The 17278-nt window shown below is 43.2% G+C and carries 26 protein-coding genes and 2 tRNA genes; all 28 read right to left on the bottom strand.

Translation table 11 applies throughout. From position 1 onward, the window contains the following. The 28 genes from FD716_RS05505 to FD716_RS05370 all read right to left on the bottom strand — a co-directional run bounded on the left by FD716_RS05505 (position 1) and on the right by FD716_RS05370 (position 17256). Entirely contained in the window at positions 1–375 is a 375-nt protein-coding gene (locus FD716_RS05505; protein ID WP_139851348.1) for a glutamate 5-kinase, read from the bottom strand. Between the two features lies 1 nt (position 376). After that, positions 377–757 (bottom strand): hypothetical protein, encoded by a 381-nt coding sequence (locus FD716_RS05500; RefSeq protein ID WP_139851347.1) that lies wholly within the window; start codon positions 755–757, stop codon positions 377–379. A gap of 4 nt (positions 758–761) precedes the next feature. Next, a complete protein-coding gene (locus tag FD716_RS05495; RefSeq protein WP_139851346.1) occupies positions 762–1289 on the bottom strand; it encodes a HeH/LEM domain protein in 528 nt (175 codons plus the stop codon). Positions 1290–1333: 44 nt separating this feature from the next. Then, complete coding sequence (locus tag FD716_RS05490) at positions 1334–2470, bottom strand: P22 phage major capsid protein family protein (RefSeq protein WP_139851345.1); 1137 nt, start codon at positions 2468–2470, stop codon at positions 1334–1336. A gap of 28 nt (positions 2471–2498) precedes the next feature. After that, the gene (locus FD716_RS05485) at positions 2499–3278 is read right to left on the bottom strand and encodes a DUF6651 domain-containing protein (protein ID WP_139851344.1); all 780 of its coding nucleotides are present in this window, start codon (positions 3276–3278) and stop codon (positions 2499–2501) included. Between the two features lie 106 nt (positions 3279–3384). Continuing rightward, entirely contained in the window at positions 3385–3897 is a 513-nt protein-coding gene (locus tag FD716_RS05480; protein ID WP_215895452.1) for a DUF2829 domain-containing protein, read from the bottom strand. Between the two features lie 55 nt (positions 3898–3952). After that, entirely contained in the window at positions 3953–4222 is a 270-nt protein-coding gene (locus tag FD716_RS05475) for a hypothetical protein (RefSeq protein ID WP_139851343.1), read from the bottom strand. Further along, the gene (locus tag FD716_RS05470) at positions 4219–5295 is read right to left on the bottom strand and encodes a minor capsid protein (protein WP_139851342.1); all 1077 of its coding nucleotides are present in this window, start codon (positions 5293–5295) and stop codon (positions 4219–4221) included. Before FD716_RS05470 ends, FD716_RS05475 begins: the two co-directional genes overlap by 4 nt. 1 nt (position 5296) lies before the next feature. Then, the gene (locus FD716_RS05465; protein ID WP_139851341.1) at positions 5297–6745 is read right to left on the bottom strand and encodes a DUF4055 domain-containing protein; all 1449 of its coding nucleotides are present in this window, start codon (positions 6743–6745) and stop codon (positions 5297–5299) included. Continuing rightward, positions 6742–8169 carry a phage terminase large subunit gene (gene terL, locus FD716_RS05460; RefSeq protein ID WP_139851340.1) on the bottom strand — a complete coding sequence of 476 codons (1428 nt, stop codon included), beginning with the start codon at positions 8167–8169 and terminating at the stop codon, positions 6742–6744. Before terL ends, FD716_RS05465 begins: the two co-directional genes overlap by 4 nt. Further along, positions 8159–8635 (bottom strand): DUF2280 domain-containing protein, encoded by a 477-nt coding sequence (locus FD716_RS05455; protein WP_139851339.1) that lies wholly within the window; start codon positions 8633–8635, stop codon positions 8159–8161. The genes terL and FD716_RS05455 overlap by 11 nt, the downstream gene beginning before the upstream one ends. A gap of 58 nt (positions 8636–8693) precedes the next feature. After that, a complete protein-coding gene (locus FD716_RS05450; RefSeq protein ID WP_139851338.1) occupies positions 8694–9335 on the bottom strand; it encodes a putative metallopeptidase in 642 nt (213 codons plus the stop codon). Next, positions 9304–9729: a hypothetical protein gene (locus tag FD716_RS05445; RefSeq protein WP_139851337.1), complete on the bottom strand. Its 426-nt coding sequence runs from the start codon at positions 9727–9729 to the stop codon at positions 9304–9306. The genes FD716_RS05450 and FD716_RS05445 overlap by 32 nt, the downstream gene beginning before the upstream one ends. A gap of 295 nt (positions 9730–10024) precedes the next feature. After that, positions 10025–10396: a beta-sandwich lipoprotein gene (locus FD716_RS05440; protein WP_407641920.1), complete on the bottom strand. Its 372-nt coding sequence runs from the start codon at positions 10394–10396 to the stop codon at positions 10025–10027. A 91-nt stretch (positions 10397–10487) separates the two neighbouring features. Next, positions 10488–10564: transfer RNA gene (locus FD716_RS05435), tRNA-Ile, on the bottom strand. Between the two features lies 1 nt (position 10565). Further along, positions 10566–10642 (bottom strand) — tRNA-Arg (locus FD716_RS05430). Between the two features lie 461 nt (positions 10643–11103). Then, positions 11104–11655: a hypothetical protein gene (locus FD716_RS05425; protein ID WP_139851335.1), complete on the bottom strand. Its 552-nt coding sequence runs from the start codon at positions 11653–11655 to the stop codon at positions 11104–11106. 10 nt (positions 11656–11665) lie between these two features. Then, positions 11666–12361, bottom strand: a complete 696-nt coding sequence (locus FD716_RS05420; RefSeq protein WP_139851334.1) for a metallophosphoesterase — start codon at positions 12359–12361, stop codon at positions 11666–11668. Next, a complete protein-coding gene (locus FD716_RS05415; protein WP_139851333.1) occupies positions 12358–12711 on the bottom strand; it encodes a DUF1064 domain-containing protein in 354 nt (117 codons plus the stop codon). The genes FD716_RS05420 and FD716_RS05415 overlap by 4 nt, the downstream gene beginning before the upstream one ends. Beyond that, complete coding sequence (locus FD716_RS05410) at positions 12708–13079, bottom strand: hypothetical protein (protein WP_139851332.1); 372 nt, start codon at positions 13077–13079, stop codon at positions 12708–12710. The genes FD716_RS05415 and FD716_RS05410 overlap by 4 nt, the downstream gene beginning before the upstream one ends. 182 nt (positions 13080–13261) lie before the next feature. Continuing rightward, entirely contained in the window at positions 13262–13582 is a 321-nt protein-coding gene (locus FD716_RS05405) for a hypothetical protein (RefSeq protein ID WP_139851331.1), read from the bottom strand. Then, positions 13579–14418: a DNA adenine methylase gene (locus tag FD716_RS05400; protein WP_139851330.1), complete on the bottom strand. Its 840-nt coding sequence runs from the start codon at positions 14416–14418 to the stop codon at positions 13579–13581. Before FD716_RS05400 ends, FD716_RS05405 begins: the two co-directional genes overlap by 4 nt. After that, entirely contained in the window at positions 14415–14765 is a 351-nt protein-coding gene (locus FD716_RS05395) for a hypothetical protein (RefSeq protein WP_139851329.1), read from the bottom strand. The genes FD716_RS05400 and FD716_RS05395 overlap by 4 nt, the downstream gene beginning before the upstream one ends. Further along, the gene (locus FD716_RS05390) at positions 14762–15040 is read right to left on the bottom strand and encodes a hypothetical protein (RefSeq protein WP_139851328.1); all 279 of its coding nucleotides are present in this window, start codon (positions 15038–15040) and stop codon (positions 14762–14764) included. Before FD716_RS05390 ends, FD716_RS05395 begins: the two co-directional genes overlap by 4 nt. Further along, on the bottom strand, positions 15037–15792 hold the full coding sequence (locus tag FD716_RS05385) for an ATP-binding protein (RefSeq protein WP_139851327.1): 756 nt from the start codon (positions 15790–15792) through the stop codon (positions 15037–15039). The genes FD716_RS05390 and FD716_RS05385 overlap by 4 nt, the downstream gene beginning before the upstream one ends. Continuing rightward, a complete protein-coding gene (locus FD716_RS05380; protein WP_139851326.1) occupies positions 15789–16652 on the bottom strand; it encodes a replication protein in 864 nt (287 codons plus the stop codon). Before FD716_RS05380 ends, FD716_RS05385 begins: the two co-directional genes overlap by 4 nt. Beyond that, entirely contained in the window at positions 16649–16945 is a 297-nt protein-coding gene (locus tag FD716_RS05375; protein WP_139851325.1) for a hypothetical protein, read from the bottom strand. Before FD716_RS05375 ends, FD716_RS05380 begins: the two co-directional genes overlap by 4 nt. Next, a complete protein-coding gene (locus FD716_RS05370; RefSeq protein WP_139851324.1) occupies positions 16942–17256 on the bottom strand; it encodes a hypothetical protein in 315 nt (104 codons plus the stop codon). The genes FD716_RS05375 and FD716_RS05370 overlap by 4 nt, the downstream gene beginning before the upstream one ends. Positions 17257–17278 lie beyond the last annotated feature (22 nt).

Genomic DNA, 17278 nt, shown 5'->3' with positions numbered 1-17278 from the left:
TTACATAGCCCTAAGCTGCACCTTCCAAATAGTGTTGGCTGGATCTTGCCCTTTAAATATCACTTTAAATTTGCCCTTAGGCGTAATCCACTCATCATTTACCATCGGTTCCGCCGTGACTTCATTTTGCAGCAGTGTGGCCTTTTTATCTGTGGCCAATACACCAAGGCTCTGCACCTCATATTGGTTGTAGCTGCCAAAAAGTACACCACGGCCTGAATACTTCAATATTTCTTGATTTTCATATTTACCAGTCACACGATTATAGGTACCACTATTGATGGTTCGCTCACACAAAAATGTAGACACGGCGTCAGATAACTTCGTATCAAATGCTTTGGCTAATTTGCCTTGAATCTTATCTCGCAATCCCATGTCACACCCGCGTTAAAAATATGCCAAACGGAGTTCTAGGCTCATCTTCTTCTACAGATGAAATCAGGTCTAGTGCAATCTGTTCATAACTCGAAATAGCTACACTGCCCTCCTGGTATTCCTCTTCGGACTCCACCCCATCTGCTTTGACTTTCTCACGCTTTAAGGTCTGACTTTTACCGTTATATATCACCTTGGCTTGAATACCCTTGATGATTTCGCAAGCAGCAGTCTTTAACTCTTCAGGTACAGGATCAGGAAGTGAGCCAACATTCTTTTTCATCCAGGTATTGGACAACAAAACAAGACGAGCCTTATCACCATCATCGGAAAAATCTACCCCTAGAATGGTTTCAGCTTCTGCAATCGTGATAAAGCTCATGATGTTATACCTTTGGAATGAGGGCCAATAATTCAGTTTTAGATGCGGATGGTTTAAAGCCGATTTCTTTTGATGCTAGGAAATCTTTGATTTGTGGCACCGTCCAATTTGCATAATCATTTTCAGTAGGCTTTCCATCTGTATCAGCCTGTGAATCTTCGGGTGTAAGGTCTGTGGCAATATCACCAATAGCCGCTGCTTGCTTAAGTTCATCAATGCGGGCTTGCATTGCCTCAGCATCATTCATAAATACCAAATGTGCTACACGCTCCGTCTGCAAATCTTCTATGGCTTGTTTAAGTTGGTCGGTTAGAGCGCCATTCTGCGCAACCACCTTTTCACACTCGGCTTTTGCTTCATCAAGGACTGCTTGAAACTCAGGCGTAATACCAATCTGAACACCAACAGTTATTGGCTTAACTAAGGGCTTCTCACCTTCACACAATACATGCTGGTCATATTTAAAATCTGACTCGTTGATGATGCGATAACTCTCACCATCTTTGATCTTCACTGTATTCAATGGCTTCATTTTTAAAGTTCCAAAAAATAAGGGCGATTACTCACCCCTAATGATTAACCCAACAATAAGCCAATGTGACGAGAGGTCACTGCTTTAACGCCCCAGGCTAAGCTGACTTCATAGACCACTTGTTTGTATTGGCGGTAAACCGCAATTTCAAATGCCAACCCAGTAATAGGATCAACGATCTGAGTGCGATCATCTGCACTATCACCACCATCAGGCAAAGCTGGTGCACGTGTGGCCAATGCAATTGCTGATCGAGAGAACACCAAGTTCGGCACATAGGTGTTGCCCAAATTAATCGCTGACTTATCAGCAACAGGTAAAATCAGACCAGAGTTTAGTGCAAGTGTATTTGCGAGCAAGCCACTTGAGACATACTTCGCATCATCCCCAGCAAAAGTAACGATGTCACCACTAAGGATTGAGCCAGTACCACCAGTAACGCCCACGGCGTTTTTACCCGCCTCAAATGCACCATCTACGGCATAACCTGCACCATCGCCTTTGATATGCACACCAACAGCATGAGAATGACGAATTGCAAAATTCATGATGCGATCTGTCATACCATTACGAAGCATATCGTCACGACCTGCTTCATTGACTTTAAACAAGCCAGACTGTTTACCACGAAGGTTACCAATCGCTGCATGTCCCAATACCATCTGCAGGTCATTACGCGGCGCACCATTACGCTCTAGAATACCAAGTGAACCAGCAAAGTCGGTCATATCTGCTGCGGTACCAAAAGGAGTTTTACCCGCAACACCATAACCAATCGATGCATTTTTATAAGCTTCTAACCAGCAATCGCGCTCAACTTCGTTGACAAGGGTACGCATTGCTTGCGCAAAACGATCTGTCTGAATTTGACCAAAAGTCCCTGCATTTTGTAGTGAACGAGTTTCTTCGCCATTCCAACGGATTGGCACATTACGAGACTTGGTGATCTTAGCGACCACATTACCCACTTCGCCGTCACCAGCATCAGGTGCGGTCACACCCGGCTTCGTATCTTGCGCTTCAGCAACAGTCGTTACAGGAATCTTGACATCATCACCGACCGCAGCACGTTCAATGCCTGTGTCACGTGTTACTGCTGGAATAAAGCCCGTAATTTCACGAGATACAATATCCATTGCTGCATAAAGTGTTGGCAATAAGCCATCTAAGTTATTAGCCATCTGCTAATTCCTCCAATTAATTTAAGATTTAAGAACTTGTAATTTCGCCGCCATCTTTCATAAATGACGCCTTTTCGGATGGGCCTAACTGCTCAAAACCTTGTCGAGACATTGACTTACCGCCCCCTTGACCACCATTACCCCCTTGATAACCACCACCACCTGCTTGACTACCCTTTAGAATTGAATCCTTATGTTGGTATCCTCCAACCAGGATTTCCAAAGCTTCATCAAATCCCGCTTCATCGCCGTGGTTCGTGCGGGAGTAGATCTTCTGCCCTTTGTCGTCATAAGCGATTGGTTTTCCGTTTTCGACTTTAAAGTTCTTACCAAACATGGCTTGAACCATATCTGCTGGAACAGCTAGCTTTTCAGAAGCAAACTTTGATCGAGCAAATCCACCACCAATCAATTCACCATGTAATTGCTGCTGGTAGGTGTCGCGGTCTTGGGTGATTTGGCCTAACTGTGTTTCATAGGTTTGTTTAACTGATTCGATCGCTTCGGTACGTACACGTTCAGCTTCACCCGCATCAATCAATTGTTTGGCTTCATAGCCTTTGACGGTGGTCATTGCTGTACGAGCACTTTCTGCATCTAGGCCATCAAAAGCTTTGAGTGCTAGTTCAGCTTTTTCCTTCTCAACACGGTGACCTTTAGCCTCACCATTTAATTGATCAATTTTTTCCACGGCGTGAGCAGCATCAAAAGGTACTTCTTTACCATCAGTGTGAACATAAATAGGGTTCCCCTCTGCGCTTACTTCCGCATAGGTTTTGCCTTCAATCGTTACTGTTTTAAGTTTCATGGTTTTCCAACCCTTCTATTCAAATGAGTTTCCACTCGATCCGCCGTCCGTTTCCTCTTCAGGCATTAAAAAAGCACCCGAAGGTGCTGTGGTGTGTTTGGTTGTTTTAGCTGAGAATCACCCAGTCTTCTGCAAGAACATCAGTTTGACTAGCAAGCCATGGGACGAATTTGCTGTCAGCTGTCTTCATGCCAATCCATGGCAAACCTTCGTATGGAATATTATGCAGATGGTAGTGTGGATGTTTTTCAGCTTCATTGGCAGATGTATATTGAGCCATCTCCAAAAACATACCCTTGCCATTCCAACCAGAACGAGCCACTTTCTCACCACCCTTGAGAGCAACCACTGCATCACCAAAAGTTAGAGAACCATTTTGATGATATGCATTATCAAACACCTCTTTAGGTGACATTGTTATATAGCCTTTATGGCGTTCATCATTTGGCTTACCACCATCGGTATACTCAACAAGATATACAGGCTCATTTGGATCTTCATTTTCAGGCAAATGCCAACCGCGATATTCACAATATTCAGCACGACTCATTGGGGTAGCTAATACTGATTTAGTACCAACAAATGCAACCATTGATACGGCTAACAACTTTTTACTCATTTTCTTTACTCACAAAAAAAGAGCCTATTGGCTCCATGGTTAAACTGAAACTTCTTTAAGCTTTGGTTTTCATGTGTTCGCTAGTACAGGCTTGAAATGCAACAAACCACATCTTCAACCAATGGTTTGCAGTGTTACGCATTATAATTGCATCAGCCCGCCCATTATCAAATTTAGGCTTGAGCTCATATTCCATAGAGAAGATGTTGAACTTGAGAACCTTGTGATGATCGCTTAGGTTAGTTTTTTCAAGATTTTCTAAAATTTCACGCTCAAACAACCACACAGTACGTTTTAGGCCTGTTTTCTTTGGTTCTTTTTTCATAACCTCAATTCCTTAAACGTCTTCTCATCCATCAATTTCAACTCCTTCAGCGTATAAAGCTTACCTTCTGGATCTAAAAACTTATCAATGCTGTAGTCGCCATTTTTATAGAGTTCATAGCGTTTATTACCCAACCATTCACGCTGAAAACTTTCACCCTGTGTGGAAAACCATTGCTTGTAACTGGTGTTCGCACTGACTTGACCAGCTTCACCAGGCTTAACAACAAATGGGCGTTTCCCTGCAAACTTTTCATCTTCATTCTCGACATAAGGAACATAGACGGTTCGATTACGTGGATGTACTGGAAATATAGGCCTACTGGGGTCATCAATATCATAAATATTGCCATCTTCAGAGGCACAGAACTTACAAGTTTTACCATCAAGTGTCGCGGAAACCTTTAAGCGCTTAACCCCTAATGCTCTATAGGTGTCCTCATAAGCAATATTACTAACATGACTGCGAGCGGTTCTCACCACCATTTCAATAGGCTGCCGAGACTGATTTAAAATCCCATCTTCGAAATTCAGCTTTGAAGTGCCCTTAATCCGCTGAGTAATTTGCTGATTAGTCTGACCTTGGGAAATACCATCACGAATTGCATATTCAACACGGCGCCGTGTATTTTCCGCCATATCACTAAACATCTGATCAATCAGCATCCCACCTGCAAAAGGCTTTCTTTTTGCTTGATTGAAAATGCTTTTGCCCTGTGGTGCCTCAACCTTCTTACCTAGTGTCTTGGCCTGATAATTAGCCTCATACACAGCCAGCGCCACTGCTGATGCTGCAAATGCCTCCGGTAACGTCAGCACAATGGTACTTTGCCATTCAGCCAGCAGACTTTTGATGTCTTTAAGCTTCGCCGTGGTATATCTTGCACCAGACAAAGCCACACGTTCAGATTCACTGAGCTCATCGAGTAGATCACGAAGCCTTGCAACCATTGCGCTTGATTCACGGTTAAATTGCTTAAGCAGTGCAACCACTTCATGTGAGGAAAGCCTGTACAGATAAGCCTGGTGTCGAATCATTAAATCCAGCAGCGTAGCATTGTCTTTATTTGCCATATCACTCACCATTCAAATTCAGCTTACCTTCTTGCTCCTGCTCCAAATTAGCCTTTTCCTCTTCATAGGTCTGTTTAGGGAACATGCCAGACTGATTGTATTCCCACCAAGATTTAAATGAGCTATGGCCCTGCACAGCGCTTTCAAACAACTGTCGTGATAGATCGGCAAGGTAACCTTGTTTATTAAATTCCTGACTAATTTCATACAGCATGTCGTCTTTAGTCAGTACATCAACATCCGGCATCACAAACTTGGCACACCAACGCAGCGCCATGGTTAGTGCTTCATTGATATTGACTGTACAGAGCGATAAAACTGAATGCTGCACAGCATCATCATTCTTAGCTTCAGTTGCAGTCTTACTCGCTGTTCCTTTCTCGACGAGTCGCGCACCCATTTCCTTCATCTGCTGCCACTTATCCTTCATGGCTTCACGGGCAAGCGTATTGGGCTCAACTTGTGCAATACCGAATGAGCCATCTTTAGGGATAGGCAGAATTACTTTAGACCCGACATAAACATTACGTTTTCTTGCTTCATCAAACCAATTCCAATCCATGCCAGTGGCATAATACTGTGGCTGCCCCATGTAGTAGACAGACTCTTGAAAATCCGCACTATCACGATAGTGAGCAAGGTTTAGGTCAGTTAGTTCCAGTAGTGGTGAATTATCAATCTGTGCTGAGTTATCGACTGCCCCAACAAAGGAAAATGGAATATAACTCCATGGCTCACCGTTGTAGTCTGTTGGAATTTTTCGACCACCACCAAGCCATACACCTTTGTCTGACTTGGTATAAATCTCGATGGTATATGCAAATTCACCTTGACCAACATCTTCAAGGCGCAATACCCGATACTGTGTTTTTGACTCAGCACTAAATCCATCCTGATCACGTTCAGAGATAGATTCCTCAATGACAACCAGATTCAATTTGATCTGATTCCCAACGGTCATCGTATCCCAATTAATCACAGCCTTTGACGACAGCAAGTGGATCATTGGATAGGCTTGTTTGGCCTTTTCCTCTGCACGATTTCGAGACGGGCCCACATCAGGGAAATCCACATAAAGTGCGCAACGATAATGCTTGAGCAGATGACGCAACGCAGATTGAGAAAGCTGATAGAGGCTCACGCCCGCACCATTCGCATTACGCTCTAAATGCTCTAATTCTTTTGGAAACTTAAAAGTCGGGTCAGTCGAAAAAGCTGCACCAACCAAGCTACCTAGAGTCTTACCCGTCACCCCATAAAACACGGCGCGCTTTAAATATGAGTCATAAAAACCCTGCGCTTCTTGACTGATATCCTGAGGATTGTTGCGCGGTAAATAAGTTGTACTCTTACCTTTAACAGCATCTTGCCCTTTACATACATCATCAACCTTATCCCACAAGGGAAAATTCTTGACGTATTCCGGGTGTTTAAAAGTCACATCACTCATCGAGCAAACCCCATCTCAGGAAAGAACGGCGTAAAGCCTTCGTATAAATCATTAAAAGCATCTGCTGCTGCATCCACTTGATCTTTATATTTACCATTAGGGAAATTGCGTAGCTCATCCTTAAAGTCTTTGTTCCAGTCACCACGTAGCATTCGTACATTCCCCACGTTGACCTGTGCTGCAAACGGCTGAGCACGTGTAACTTTGTCACCCGATACAGGTAGGGCCACCACGTTAAAACCCGCTAAAAGCTTGATAAAAGATTTCACTTGCGATTTCCCTGCCTGACCAGGATCTTGAGGTAATCGAATCCCAACTGCTGTGCCATCTAGATTGGCAGTGCTTTTGATTCGCTTATTTACATTCTCTGGTCCTAGCTGCTCACGCTCAACACCAAAGATATAGGTATATCCATCACTGGCACTAGCCATCCCTACACCCGCCGTGTAAGCCCCCTCACCCTCAGAACTTGCCAAATCCCAAGCACGGGTCTTCTTAACAACACCCGCAGGTAATGCATCTACAATTTCAATTTCATCCGGTTTAAAAAAACCACCTGCAGGTGGTGCTGGACGCTGACGATACTGCCCGGCAAAAACATACGGCGCAGCTTTCTCCATTAAAGTCAGCTTTTGAATATTGTGCTTTGCTGGCCACAATGCAGAACCATCCTCCTGAATGGCAGATAGGCAGATGTGCTCCCAAACCTCACCGTTGCCGCCAGCAATAGATACACCATCTTTTCTGTCCCCAAGCAACCACCCAGCCAAGTCCTCCTCATGCAAACGCTGCATGATGACAATGATCGGGGTTTCGGGTGAGTTGGTGCGTGATTCAAGCGTATTCTGGAACCAGTCAATAACACCTTCACGAACTGTTTTAGATGATGCTTCATCGGCTTTATGTGGGTCATCAATGATTATGCACCCACCGAAACCCTTGCGCATTTTCCCAGCACCAAAACCAGTAATGGTACCGCCAGTACCGGTGGCATAACACACACCGCCAGCCGCCGTGCGCCAGTTGTCCTTTGCCTTACTATCATCACGTAGCTTTAGATCAGGAAACACATGCAGATAAGCTTCCTCTTGCACTAAATTCCGTGTTTGAAAGGCATTGTTTGCAGCAAGCATGGCTGAGTAGCTGATGTGAATAAACTCACTATCAGGGTTCTTACCCAATGCCCATGCCATAAAATTAATCACGGCAATTTCAGTCTTGGAATAGCGTGGTGGAATATTAATAATTAAACGCTTTATTTCACCTCGATAGACTTTCATCAATGCATCACAGACTTCACGATGGTGCCAGTTATGCATCCATTTATAGCCACGGCGCTCTTTAAACATGTACCGAGTGAAAAAATATAAATCCTGCTGTGCTTCGATCTGAATAGCGAGGTCACGTGCAGGATCAATAGTCATCCAGTGCTTTCTCCCGTGCCTTTAGATACTCATCTTTAGAAACTGAAATGGCCGTCTGAATGGATTCAAGCGGTCCACCATCTTTACCAGTGATTTCTAATTTTTTCTCGTAGTGTCCTTTTGTGATCTTCTGGATCTGATCAATCAGCTTGATTGATAAAACTACATTACTTTTTTTTGAAACCAATAAGTCACTAAGAATCTGCAACTGAACAATGTCATTAGCGCCAACAATGTTATGAAGCGGTTGTGCCAGATACTCTTTGCGGGCCTCATTAAATAAATCTACAAACTCTTGCGCCAAATTAGCTCCAGCCACTTTGGTTGGATCGTAATACTCAACTTGTTGGAGGGAAACATCTAAGCTGAATTTTTCCTTGATGTCCTTTGCTACCTCAGTGGGTGTCATGAACTGCGCAAGTGACCGAACAATAAAGACTTTTTCGGCTTTTCTTAACCTTGCCATAAATCACCATCCATCAAGATTCATCAAGAATAGCAAGCAAAAAAAAGAGCCCTTAGGCTCAATTGATTACGCAGTTGCCGCAGCACTTCGCTATATCTAAATCGGGTACAAACGGCGGATTCTGTGCGACCTCGACCAGTCGTTTAACGCTTTCGCTTGCTCCCCAACGTTTGACCACACCAATAAATTCTTCAACGTCATGGCCGGCCAAATAATGCTTGGGTAGACCGGTATGATCGCTATAAATAATGTCGCCGTCTTCATCACGTTCAACGCCAATGTGATATAGCTCATGCTCTATCAATGCGCAGAAGTCACGGTCAGAAGCTTGTTCGCAGAATGATGCATCAACGGTGATCAGGTAGATAGGTACGAATCCAAACCAGTCGCGCATCTGTTGTTCTTGTCTCGCTTTTTTCCATCCGCCCTGGTTAAACATCACTTTTTCACACTGCCCCAACACCATACGCTTTTTAGCCACGGCGGCAGATGATGCCCAGGCGAATGCTAAAACGGTTTCATCGTCATGCATAAGTTCAGCAATGTGGTCATGATCTGGGTTGTGTAGATCACCGCCAAGCGTTAAGAAGTTTTTAACCACCCATTCCTTTAGATCCACGGCGGGTACCAGTCGAATTGCTTCTTCTTCCTCCGCCTGATCAATAAAGTCAGTCGGTGGGAATGGTCTGATCTGCTCCATGAGCCTTTAACCCTCTTAACCAAGTAGTTGCGCGGCCAATATCAATATCAGCAGGCATGAACTGCATAAACCTGTATCCCATTTCTTCAGCCACATCGTAACGATCCATGCTCCAAGCCTTGGTAGCAAGTTTTCCACCGCGACCACCCGACCATGGACCACCCGCAATTTCAATCAGCATTCGATATTCAACAAGGTGTAAATCAAAACGCCAATGTTTTGTGCTTTTGAAGTGAAAGTATTCTTCATACTTGATTTCCATACGGTCAAGAATTTCCTTGAGTCGTTCAAATGCATCCAGATATTTCTGTGTTGCCTTAGGCAGTGGCCTAGTTCTTGGTTTTGTTTTGATGGGCCTCTTGTTGGTTAGGGCTTTGTATTTTTGAATGTTCATGATTGTCCACGGCGTTTAATTCCGTCGAATTCGGGGGAATTAAAATTTAGGCATTAAAAAACCACCCTAAGGTGGTGGTGTGAAAGTTTACAATCAGCATTGTATTCTTTTCTACTTATGCCTTGCTGACAGTTAGAAATTTATGCTTTTCACACCCCAAATAAAACATCATAAAATACCAACTAATAGATACTAAATGCATGTTTTAAATATCAAAAAATACCAATACGTTTAAAACATAAATTAATACATAATCGCTGCCCACTAAAGCAGCAGAAATCTGACGATGTAAAGACTACTGAACCTTCAAATCAATATCAGGAATAATAGACTGTGGCTTAAATGCAACCTTGTAGTGATATGCGCTCACACCTTTGCTAGTCAACTGCTCAGAAAAATAAGTAACATTGTCAGATATACCAAGGGAGTGTTTTTTATATTCAGAACCACTCGTTTTGCAAGTCACATCGACCTTGCGTTCACTCACGGCGTCAAATGAACATTTTCCCTCAATCGTTAAAATATACTCACCAGTAATGCCATTATAAAAAACAATACGGCGATCTAATTCAAAGTTATCTGCTGCATAAGAAAGGTTTTTCGATGCAACTGCTGCGTCACGCGCACAACCAGTGAATGCTAAGACTGATAACAAGCCAACCATCATTAATTTAATTTTCACACTGCTTTCCTTCAGGCAAATAAAAACCCCGCCGTATAGCGAGGTTAAAGGTATCGAATTTGATAGGTTTAAAATATGGTGGGCCACATCGGGATCGAACCGATTATCTCCCCGTTATGAGCGGGACGCTTATACCGCTTAAGCTTGAGGCCCTTGGTGCGCCCAACAGGAATTGAACCTGTGGCCTATCCCTTAGGAGGGGATCGCTCTATCCAACTGAGCTATGGGCGCTTAAAACAACCCAGCCATGGTGATTTCCACCACAACTGGGCTGAGTACAAGACTTTTCTCTTAAGGGCTACTGAGTGTGTTAAGGGGTCGCCAATCCACATCGTAAACACGCACGTCTTTAGGTGATCAAACCAAGGGTAGTGTTTATACATCAAACTCCGCACCCCTTCTATTCACTTTATTGATCAAATAAAGCGCTTATCAATTTTGGTATGAAAGCCTGATAAGTAGCTCTCGTTTTTTTGCTTGTGTTCGACCACATACAAGCGGATGTGGATTTGGGTTAATGAAACCCAGTCTAACCCTTTACGCCCATATGGTGTGCTGGTGGTAAACCAATGCCAAGGGTTGAGGCAATAAAAAAAGCCCACATTTCTGTGAGCTTCTGAATATCTTTTGGTCAAACTGTAATACGACCAGTATAGTGAAACTATAGCTTAGATTTCACAATAATGAAATCCCTATGCTCTTAATTCTTTGAAAGTTTGCTTTTTATACTTTTCAATTGCTTCTGCAGCGCACTTAATTGACACCTCTAACGCAATTATCATCAGCTTTTCGTACTGTTTCCATGACACTCGGTATACATCAGAACCAATCTGACCGTCTTTAATCCCTGCATAATACAACCGACCTTTGGCTGTGAAATTATCTTCAAGCGCAGGATTTAATGAGAAATCAATAACCATCCCTGCGATCTGCCAAGCCAAGTGATATATCGCAATACCCTCAGGCTCACGGCGCTTATCTTCCTTTGCGCCATCCATCATGATCCGCGCCAAATGATTGCGAATAAACTCATAATCACTTTTTGAAGACTCACCGTAAATAATAACTGACGTAATTGATTTTTCTAGCTGCGTATCCATTGAAGCAATAGCGCCAAGTCTGTCTTGATAGTCCAATGGTTTCTCCCCTGTGCTATGGCCTTCATCACCGAACTGCGGTGACTTCGCTGTAATGCCTTTTGTTAACCACTCAAATTGCTCAAACTTATCCGCTACTGCATTCATGAAATTCCCCTTAAAACTCGCTCAAGTCTAAAATCGTCATAGTTGCCCAATGCACCGCGCCAGTGTCGATGTAGTAACAGTTATCGCGCTTCATTGGTTTCTGCATTACCGTGTGACCCATAAACACAGCATCAATACCTGATACATGGGTGTATTTTTCATTATCCGTATCAACGCGATCTCGACCCCACATGGCTAATTCTGTAGGAAATCGCTTATGCTCAATGATGTGCTTGGCTTGATCAAAATTATTTAAATCATCCTTAAATTCTTGCCAATCATTTTGCTCAATATGACCATGAACAAACCCATACTTTTTACCGTTGTGATTTATCTCTAAAGCAATTGGCAGTGTTTTTAATTTATTAATGACCTCTTGCTGAGTCTGATAATCAAGGTCATAAAACCACTCACCACCATTTTGAATATGGCAATTAAAATAAGAGCGATTTTCCATGCCTCGGATACATAGATCCTCATGATTACCCTTGACTGACGTAAACCACGGTTGGCCCAAGAGCTCAACACACTCCACATTTTGAATACCGCGATCAACCAAATCCCCTACTGCAACAAGTAGATCATTATCAAAATCAAAATTAAGTTCACTCAGGCGGTTCATGAGCAAGTTATAACAACCATGAATATCGCCAACGGTCCAAAGCTTGCCTTGGATTTCTTTATCCCAAACCTTAACCAGACTCATATCTCAACCACCTCAATCCCGTGCACACTCTTCATCAAGTGCTTTTTCAATCGATAAACAGCCAGTTTCTTGGTCGCTGCACTCTTCACATCCTCAACGACCACCCGACCATCTCGCACATAAACAAAGTCTGCTAAATACTTCACCGCAGGCTTACTTCTTGGCTCACTATTAAACTTGACCGACTCAGCAAGCACGAATGCATATTGAGTCTGTAAATCTTTGATCTCCCCTGCACGTTCGAGAATCTGTAACTCTCCGAACCGTCTTGCTTCTTTCTTGCTATCGAAAGCAGTGCCGTTAAGCACCACCTTCTTATTTGCATATTTAGGGCGTTTAGGTCTGGTCATTTTTCCCACTCCTTGCGATCTCGGATATAACCCGCAAGAATCTCTTTAGAGATCTTAGCTCTCTCAATTTTGAAGCTAAAATCACCCTTTTCAATTCGCTTGCTTGTTAGTGCCTTGACGAGATCGATTTCACCCAAAGAGAAGTAAGCTCTCTCATTAAAACCTACTCTGAAAACACCATCAGTCTTGAAGCATTCAACCTTTTCAGCATCTTCAAATTTCTGACGCAACTCTCCGCATTCACCCTCAATAAATCGAACGTCATCCAAACTTAGATTTCTGAAATCTACCGAACAGACTTCCATTAACAACCTAAGATCAATATACCCATCTACAAAACAGCTTTCTAAACGCTTACCTAGATTCATCGAACACCACCAATCAACTTAGAAATGGGCTCCATAAACATCCAAGCCAAAACAAGAATCATGAAACAGACATAAAATATTGAGTCGCTATTTTTCATAAGTACCCTAATGCGTGATGTACGCCGTGCTGTGATGATGCAAACACGGCGAAGATGATGAGCATGATCATGCAGATCAGGAAGTTATTTGGAGTCATGGCGAACATCGCTATAGCAGTAGCAGCCCGTTAGATAGTGACCACACTTTGTGCACTTAACTCGTATAGTTCGAGCAACACCATCAGCCCTATCAACCACAATGCTTTCAGGTTGATTTCCAGAGGTTTGAGCACCACCCAAAACACACTCAACATCACGCCCACAGAAAGCCATATAGGCCACTTGCACAGTTAAATTGCGGTACCCAACACCGTCATCAAAATCGAATAAACGATCGCCGTGAATGTATTTAAGCTGATTGTAGAAATACTGTTGTTCAAACCATGCTTCGAATTTAGATTTCATATAACCTCCGAAAACAGATCAGGCTGCTGAGCAGCTGGATTCAACCATAAGCATTCAGTACGCACGGCGGTACCACGACCTGCAGATATACGAGCACTGGTATCTATGCGATTCCAACCCTTTAAAATGTCGTCATACATTTCACACGGATAACCAGACAACATCACCATTCCTTCTAGCTCGAGCAATGTGTCTAGCAACTCCTGATGATCTTGATCATTCATTTCGTGGCGATAGATGCGACCTGCTTTGGCACCCGCATATCGTGTGTCCATGACATAAGGCGGATCCACATAATGCAAAGTCGTTTCAGCGTCATGATCTTTGAGAATTTGAATAGCTGGGCGATTCTCAATAAGTACACCACTTAGGCGCTGACCAATGATTCCCAAGTGTTCAGGATATGTAGACCATAGTGATTGAGCGGTACCGTATTGACGCTTAGTATCGATTCGAAAACCTGTGATACCTTTTGAGGCCCCTGCTGATCCAAAGCCCATTTGGGCGCGAATGCAGACACGGCGTGCACGCTCGATATTGTTATCCGTTGGCTCCCAGGCATTTTCGAAATCAGCACGGCTGTAAGGCGTTAAAACTAACTGCTCAATAAGCTGATCTCTCGAGCTAGAATCTCGAAGCACTTCGAATAGATTCACAATGTCGCCATCGAGGTCGTTATAAACTTCCGCATACGCACGTGGCTTTTGAAGTAGAACTCCAGCTGCTCCCCCAAATGCTTCTGTGTAACAAGTGTGGTTTGGCATTTGAGCAATAACCCAATGCGCTAAACGGAACTTTCCGCCGTGGTACCGGATGAGTGGATGATCTAGTTTCATGAACATGCCTCCACATCGCGAATGGCTTGAATTGCCGACTTAATATCAATTGCTCGCTCAGGAATAATGTAATCAACATAATCATCAAGAAAGCAGTAAAAGCCATTCCCGTGTAAATAAACATGGGTGTAGCCAAGTCGACGATCTGTAGAGATTAGATTTCGTTTTGCTCTATCTACCCCGCCCAATTTCGACACAATCTCATGCGAATCAACTATGCGCTTTAGGTCTGCACAACAAAGGCCCGCTTGCAACATCATTAGCTGATCAATCGTGTATTCAGGTAAATCAAGAAATGCCTTGGCTTCCCCAATCCCTTTTTCTTTCACAAACTCAAATGCGTTCATGCTGTACCCCTATATTTGCGATTCAGCTCTAAAATTATTTCACCCTGTGTTTTTCCGCTGAATAAAATATTTAATACAAAATCATCATTATTTATTGGCCACTCATCCATCTCATGAGATAGTTTTAGGCTAGATCCATTCGGTTCTGTCGTAATATGAAAATCACAAAACCCCATTGATTCCAGAATGTCATTCAGCTCGCACATTTTCTTGAACGAAACAGTGGAGTGATTTCTATACGATAATAATTTTCGATTTAAAGTTGATTTGTTCACGCTGCACTCCCCACACGCTGATCACCCCAATTGCACTCAACCACAGTCAATCCATCATGTTGAAAACGAGACCAGAGACGGTCGCCTAAATCTTTTTCGAGATCGACAATCGTTAGGTTTGAAATCAGCATTGTTGGCCTACCTGCGTCATAGCGTGCATACAAAACCTTGTGAACCAACTCAAGGCGTTTCTCACGGTCATGCAATCCATACTCATCAAGAATCAACAGATCGTATTGCGTGAAATCGTAGATCACTGATTCTTCAGACTGATCTTTTGTGTTCTTGTCCCAAGCCGACATGATCCTCTGTGCTAGTTCTTCACTTGTGATATAGCGAACATACATACCCTTGTTGAGCAACGTCCGCGCCGTAGCGCAACTTAAATGGGTTTTCCCTACCCCAGTGCTACCTACCATGATTAAGTTTGATCTGCTGCCGCTTATGAATGATTTTGTGTATGTCACACACTGATTGAGTGCGTTGGCTTGGCCTTGGTTGTTCGTATCTACGTTGTAGTTCTTGAAACCTGATTCAGCATGACGTGCTGGAAGCATGGCGCCTGAAAAATGTTTTTCACGAACGATGCGATCAACTTCCGCCTGACGTTCGCTATTCGTGGTTTCAACATCAGACACGGCGCACTTGGGGCAGATTTGATATATACCGGCTTGAACTTTTGCGACCTGATGAGTAGCGCAATACGCCTCCACTGCTTGAAAACCTTTTTTGATCAGAGTCATTGCGTTCATGCGAAGTCCTCAGGTATTTCAGTGTGTCCAGCCTGTCCACTGAATTGCGGTTGATTGGCCCATGCTGCATTCACGTTGCGATTTTGGCTTGGTCGTTGTTGTGACTGGAGTTGCTGCTTCGGTGCATAAATCCCTGTGTAATTTCCAATGATCGAAGTTTCCAAGGATTGATTTGCTAGTTCGCCATAACCGTTGAGTTTTTTCAGAACAAGATTCACAGCGTTTTCAGTGAGTGGTTTTTTCAAGCCGTTGCGCATATCAACAAAACTGTTCCACAGATCACGATTTACGTTCACAGGTAACTCAACCAATTTGGCGTCGAATGAGTTTTTAACTTCCTGTTTTTCGGGTTCAGAAACACGCTCACTTTTTTTATTTATTTTTTTAAACTTTGTAGAGTTGTTTTTGATAGTGATACTTTGTGTGTAAAGAATTTTTACTAGCAAAGGTAAAATATTTTTACTAGCGTAGTTAAAATTTTTAACTAGCAGTGGTAAAGATTTTTTACTACCAATTAGCTGATTTCCATCTAGTAAAATATTTTTACTAGGAAAATTAACAACCAATCCGATGCTTGATTCTTCACCAAGTTTGTAGGTATTTCCGTGGAACGTACTTGCCATTTCCACCACCAAACCAACCTTAATTAGCTCACGAACACACTTGATTACGGTTGGTCTAGATTTACCCGTAATCGCTTCAAACTGGGTTAAAGAGATTGAATCCATCTCTTTATTCCAGCCACGTGTTTTACGGCATATAACAAGATACAGCTTGCATGATGCATCTGAGATCTTACCTAAGACCTCATCAACAAAAGCATTCGGCACCTGAAATGAATTAGGTACAAATTTACTCATTCTGCCACCGCCTTAGGCTTCACATACCCACCAAACGACACAACCGCACCTGAATTCACAAGACTACTGGCAACCTGCTGAGCTAAGTAATGCGTAATACGGAAACACCGTGCCATGTGCTGCGCAAGCTCTTCCTTGGTAATCGCAGCGTTTTTTTCGTCATAGCCTTTGCTGCGTAAATTCCGCTTATTACGCTCAAAAAGCTCATTCAGAATTTTTAATGCTGGTTCGTGGAATGATTGAACGCTTTGAACGTGCCTGGCATCTGGTGCCCCTTGGAAATATGTATTCATAAGGCCACCATTTCAGGTGCAGGCAAACGGCGCCGTGCTTTGAGTTCTGCTGTTGTTGCATGCTTTAGGCCGCTTAATGCAAAACACTGCATAGAAAACACCTTGCGCGGCTGGTGGATATAGCCCTTGCTTGGATCAACACGGTTTAAGCGTGAAAATTCATAAAGCGTGTTATCATCGCCGTGTGTTTTTACAACCATGTCGCCGTAAGTGAAATCGGCAGGCTCAGTGATCAAGCAGTTATTACACTGCTCATCTTTAAACGCCGTACATTTGCCAGCGCATGGGTGTTGTGGTAAATTTGATTTCATGTTCAATGCCTCAAAGTTTTGG

It is taken from the genome of Acinetobacter pullicarnis, from assembly GCF_006352475.1.
GTDB classification, from domain to species: Bacteria; Pseudomonadota; Gammaproteobacteria; order Pseudomonadales; family Moraxellaceae; genus Acinetobacter; species Acinetobacter pullicarnis.
Note: the sequence above shows the minus strand (reverse complement) of the source record. Positions and strands in the feature narration are given on the sequence as shown.

Bases quoted from the DNA above. Each gene is read 5' to 3' on its own strand.
- FD716_RS05505 (WP_139851348.1), bottom strand. From the start codon at position 375: ATGGGATTGCGAGATAAGATTCAAGGCAAATTAGCCAAAGCATTTGAT.
- FD716_RS05500 (WP_139851347.1), bottom strand. From the start codon at position 757: ATGAGCTTTATCACGATTGCAGAAGCTGAAACCATTCTAGGGGTAGAT.
- FD716_RS05495 (WP_139851346.1), bottom strand. From the start codon at position 1,289: ATGAAGCCATTGAATACAGTGAAGATCAAAGATGGTGAGAGTTATCGC.
- FD716_RS05490 (WP_139851345.1), bottom strand. From the start codon at position 2,470: ATGGCTAATAACTTAGATGGCTTATTGCCAACACTTTATGCAGCAATG.
- FD716_RS05485 (WP_139851344.1), bottom strand. From the start codon at position 3,278: ATGAAACTTAAAACAGTAACGATTGAAGGCAAAACCTATGCGGAAGTA.
- FD716_RS05480 (WP_215895452.1), bottom strand. From the start codon at position 3,897: ATGAGTAAAAAGTTGTTAGCCGTATCAATGGTTGCATTTGTTGGTACT.
- FD716_RS05475 (WP_139851343.1), bottom strand. From the start codon at position 4,222: ATGAAAAAAGAACCAAAGAAAACAGGCCTAAAACGTACTGTGTGGTTG.
- FD716_RS05470 (WP_139851342.1), bottom strand. From the start codon at position 5,295: ATGGCAAATAAAGACAATGCTACGCTGCTGGATTTAATGATTCGACAC.
- FD716_RS05465 (WP_139851341.1), bottom strand. From the start codon at position 6,745: ATGAGTGATGTGACTTTTAAACACCCGGAATACGTCAAGAATTTTCCC.
- terL (WP_139851340.1), bottom strand. From the start codon at position 8,169: ATGACTATTGATCCTGCACGTGACCTCGCTATTCAGATCGAAGCACAG.
- FD716_RS05455 (WP_139851339.1), bottom strand. From the start codon at position 8,635: ATGGCAAGGTTAAGAAAAGCCGAAAAAGTCTTTATTGTTCGGTCACTT.
- FD716_RS05450 (WP_139851338.1), bottom strand. From the start codon at position 9,335: ATGGAGCAGATCAGACCATTCCCACCGACTGACTTTATTGATCAGGCG.
- FD716_RS05445 (WP_139851337.1), bottom strand. From the start codon at position 9,729: ATGAACATTCAAAAATACAAAGCCCTAACCAACAAGAGGCCCATCAAA.
- FD716_RS05440 (WP_407641920.1), bottom strand. From the start codon at position 10,396: ATGATGGTTGGCTTGTTATCAGTCTTAGCATTCACTGGTTGTGCGCGT.
- FD716_RS05425 (WP_139851335.1), bottom strand. From the start codon at position 11,655: ATGAATGCAGTAGCGGATAAGTTTGAGCAATTTGAGTGGTTAACAAAA.
- FD716_RS05420 (WP_139851334.1), bottom strand. From the start codon at position 12,361: ATGAGTCTGGTTAAGGTTTGGGATAAAGAAATCCAAGGCAAGCTTTGG.
- FD716_RS05415 (WP_139851333.1), bottom strand. From the start codon at position 12,711: ATGACCAGACCTAAACGCCCTAAATATGCAAATAAGAAGGTGGTGCTT.
- FD716_RS05410 (WP_139851332.1), bottom strand. From the start codon at position 13,079: ATGAATCTAGGTAAGCGTTTAGAAAGCTGTTTTGTAGATGGGTATATT.
- FD716_RS05405 (WP_139851331.1), bottom strand. From the start codon at position 13,582: ATGAAATCTAAATTCGAAGCATGGTTTGAACAACAGTATTTCTACAAT.
- FD716_RS05400 (WP_139851330.1), bottom strand. From the start codon at position 14,418: ATGAAACTAGATCATCCACTCATCCGGTACCACGGCGGAAAGTTCCGT.
- FD716_RS05395 (WP_139851329.1), bottom strand. From the start codon at position 14,765: ATGAACGCATTTGAGTTTGTGAAAGAAAAAGGGATTGGGGAAGCCAAG.
- FD716_RS05385 (WP_139851327.1), bottom strand. From the start codon at position 15,792: ATGAACGCAATGACTCTGATCAAAAAAGGTTTTCAAGCAGTGGAGGCG.
- FD716_RS05380 (WP_139851326.1), bottom strand. From the start codon at position 16,652: ATGAGTAAATTTGTACCTAATTCATTTCAGGTGCCGAATGCTTTTGTT.
- FD716_RS05375 (WP_139851325.1), bottom strand. From the start codon at position 16,945: ATGAATACATATTTCCAAGGGGCACCAGATGCCAGGCACGTTCAAAGC.
- FD716_RS05370 (WP_139851324.1), bottom strand. From the start codon at position 17,256: ATGAAATCAAATTTACCACAACACCCATGCGCTGGCAAATGTACGGCG.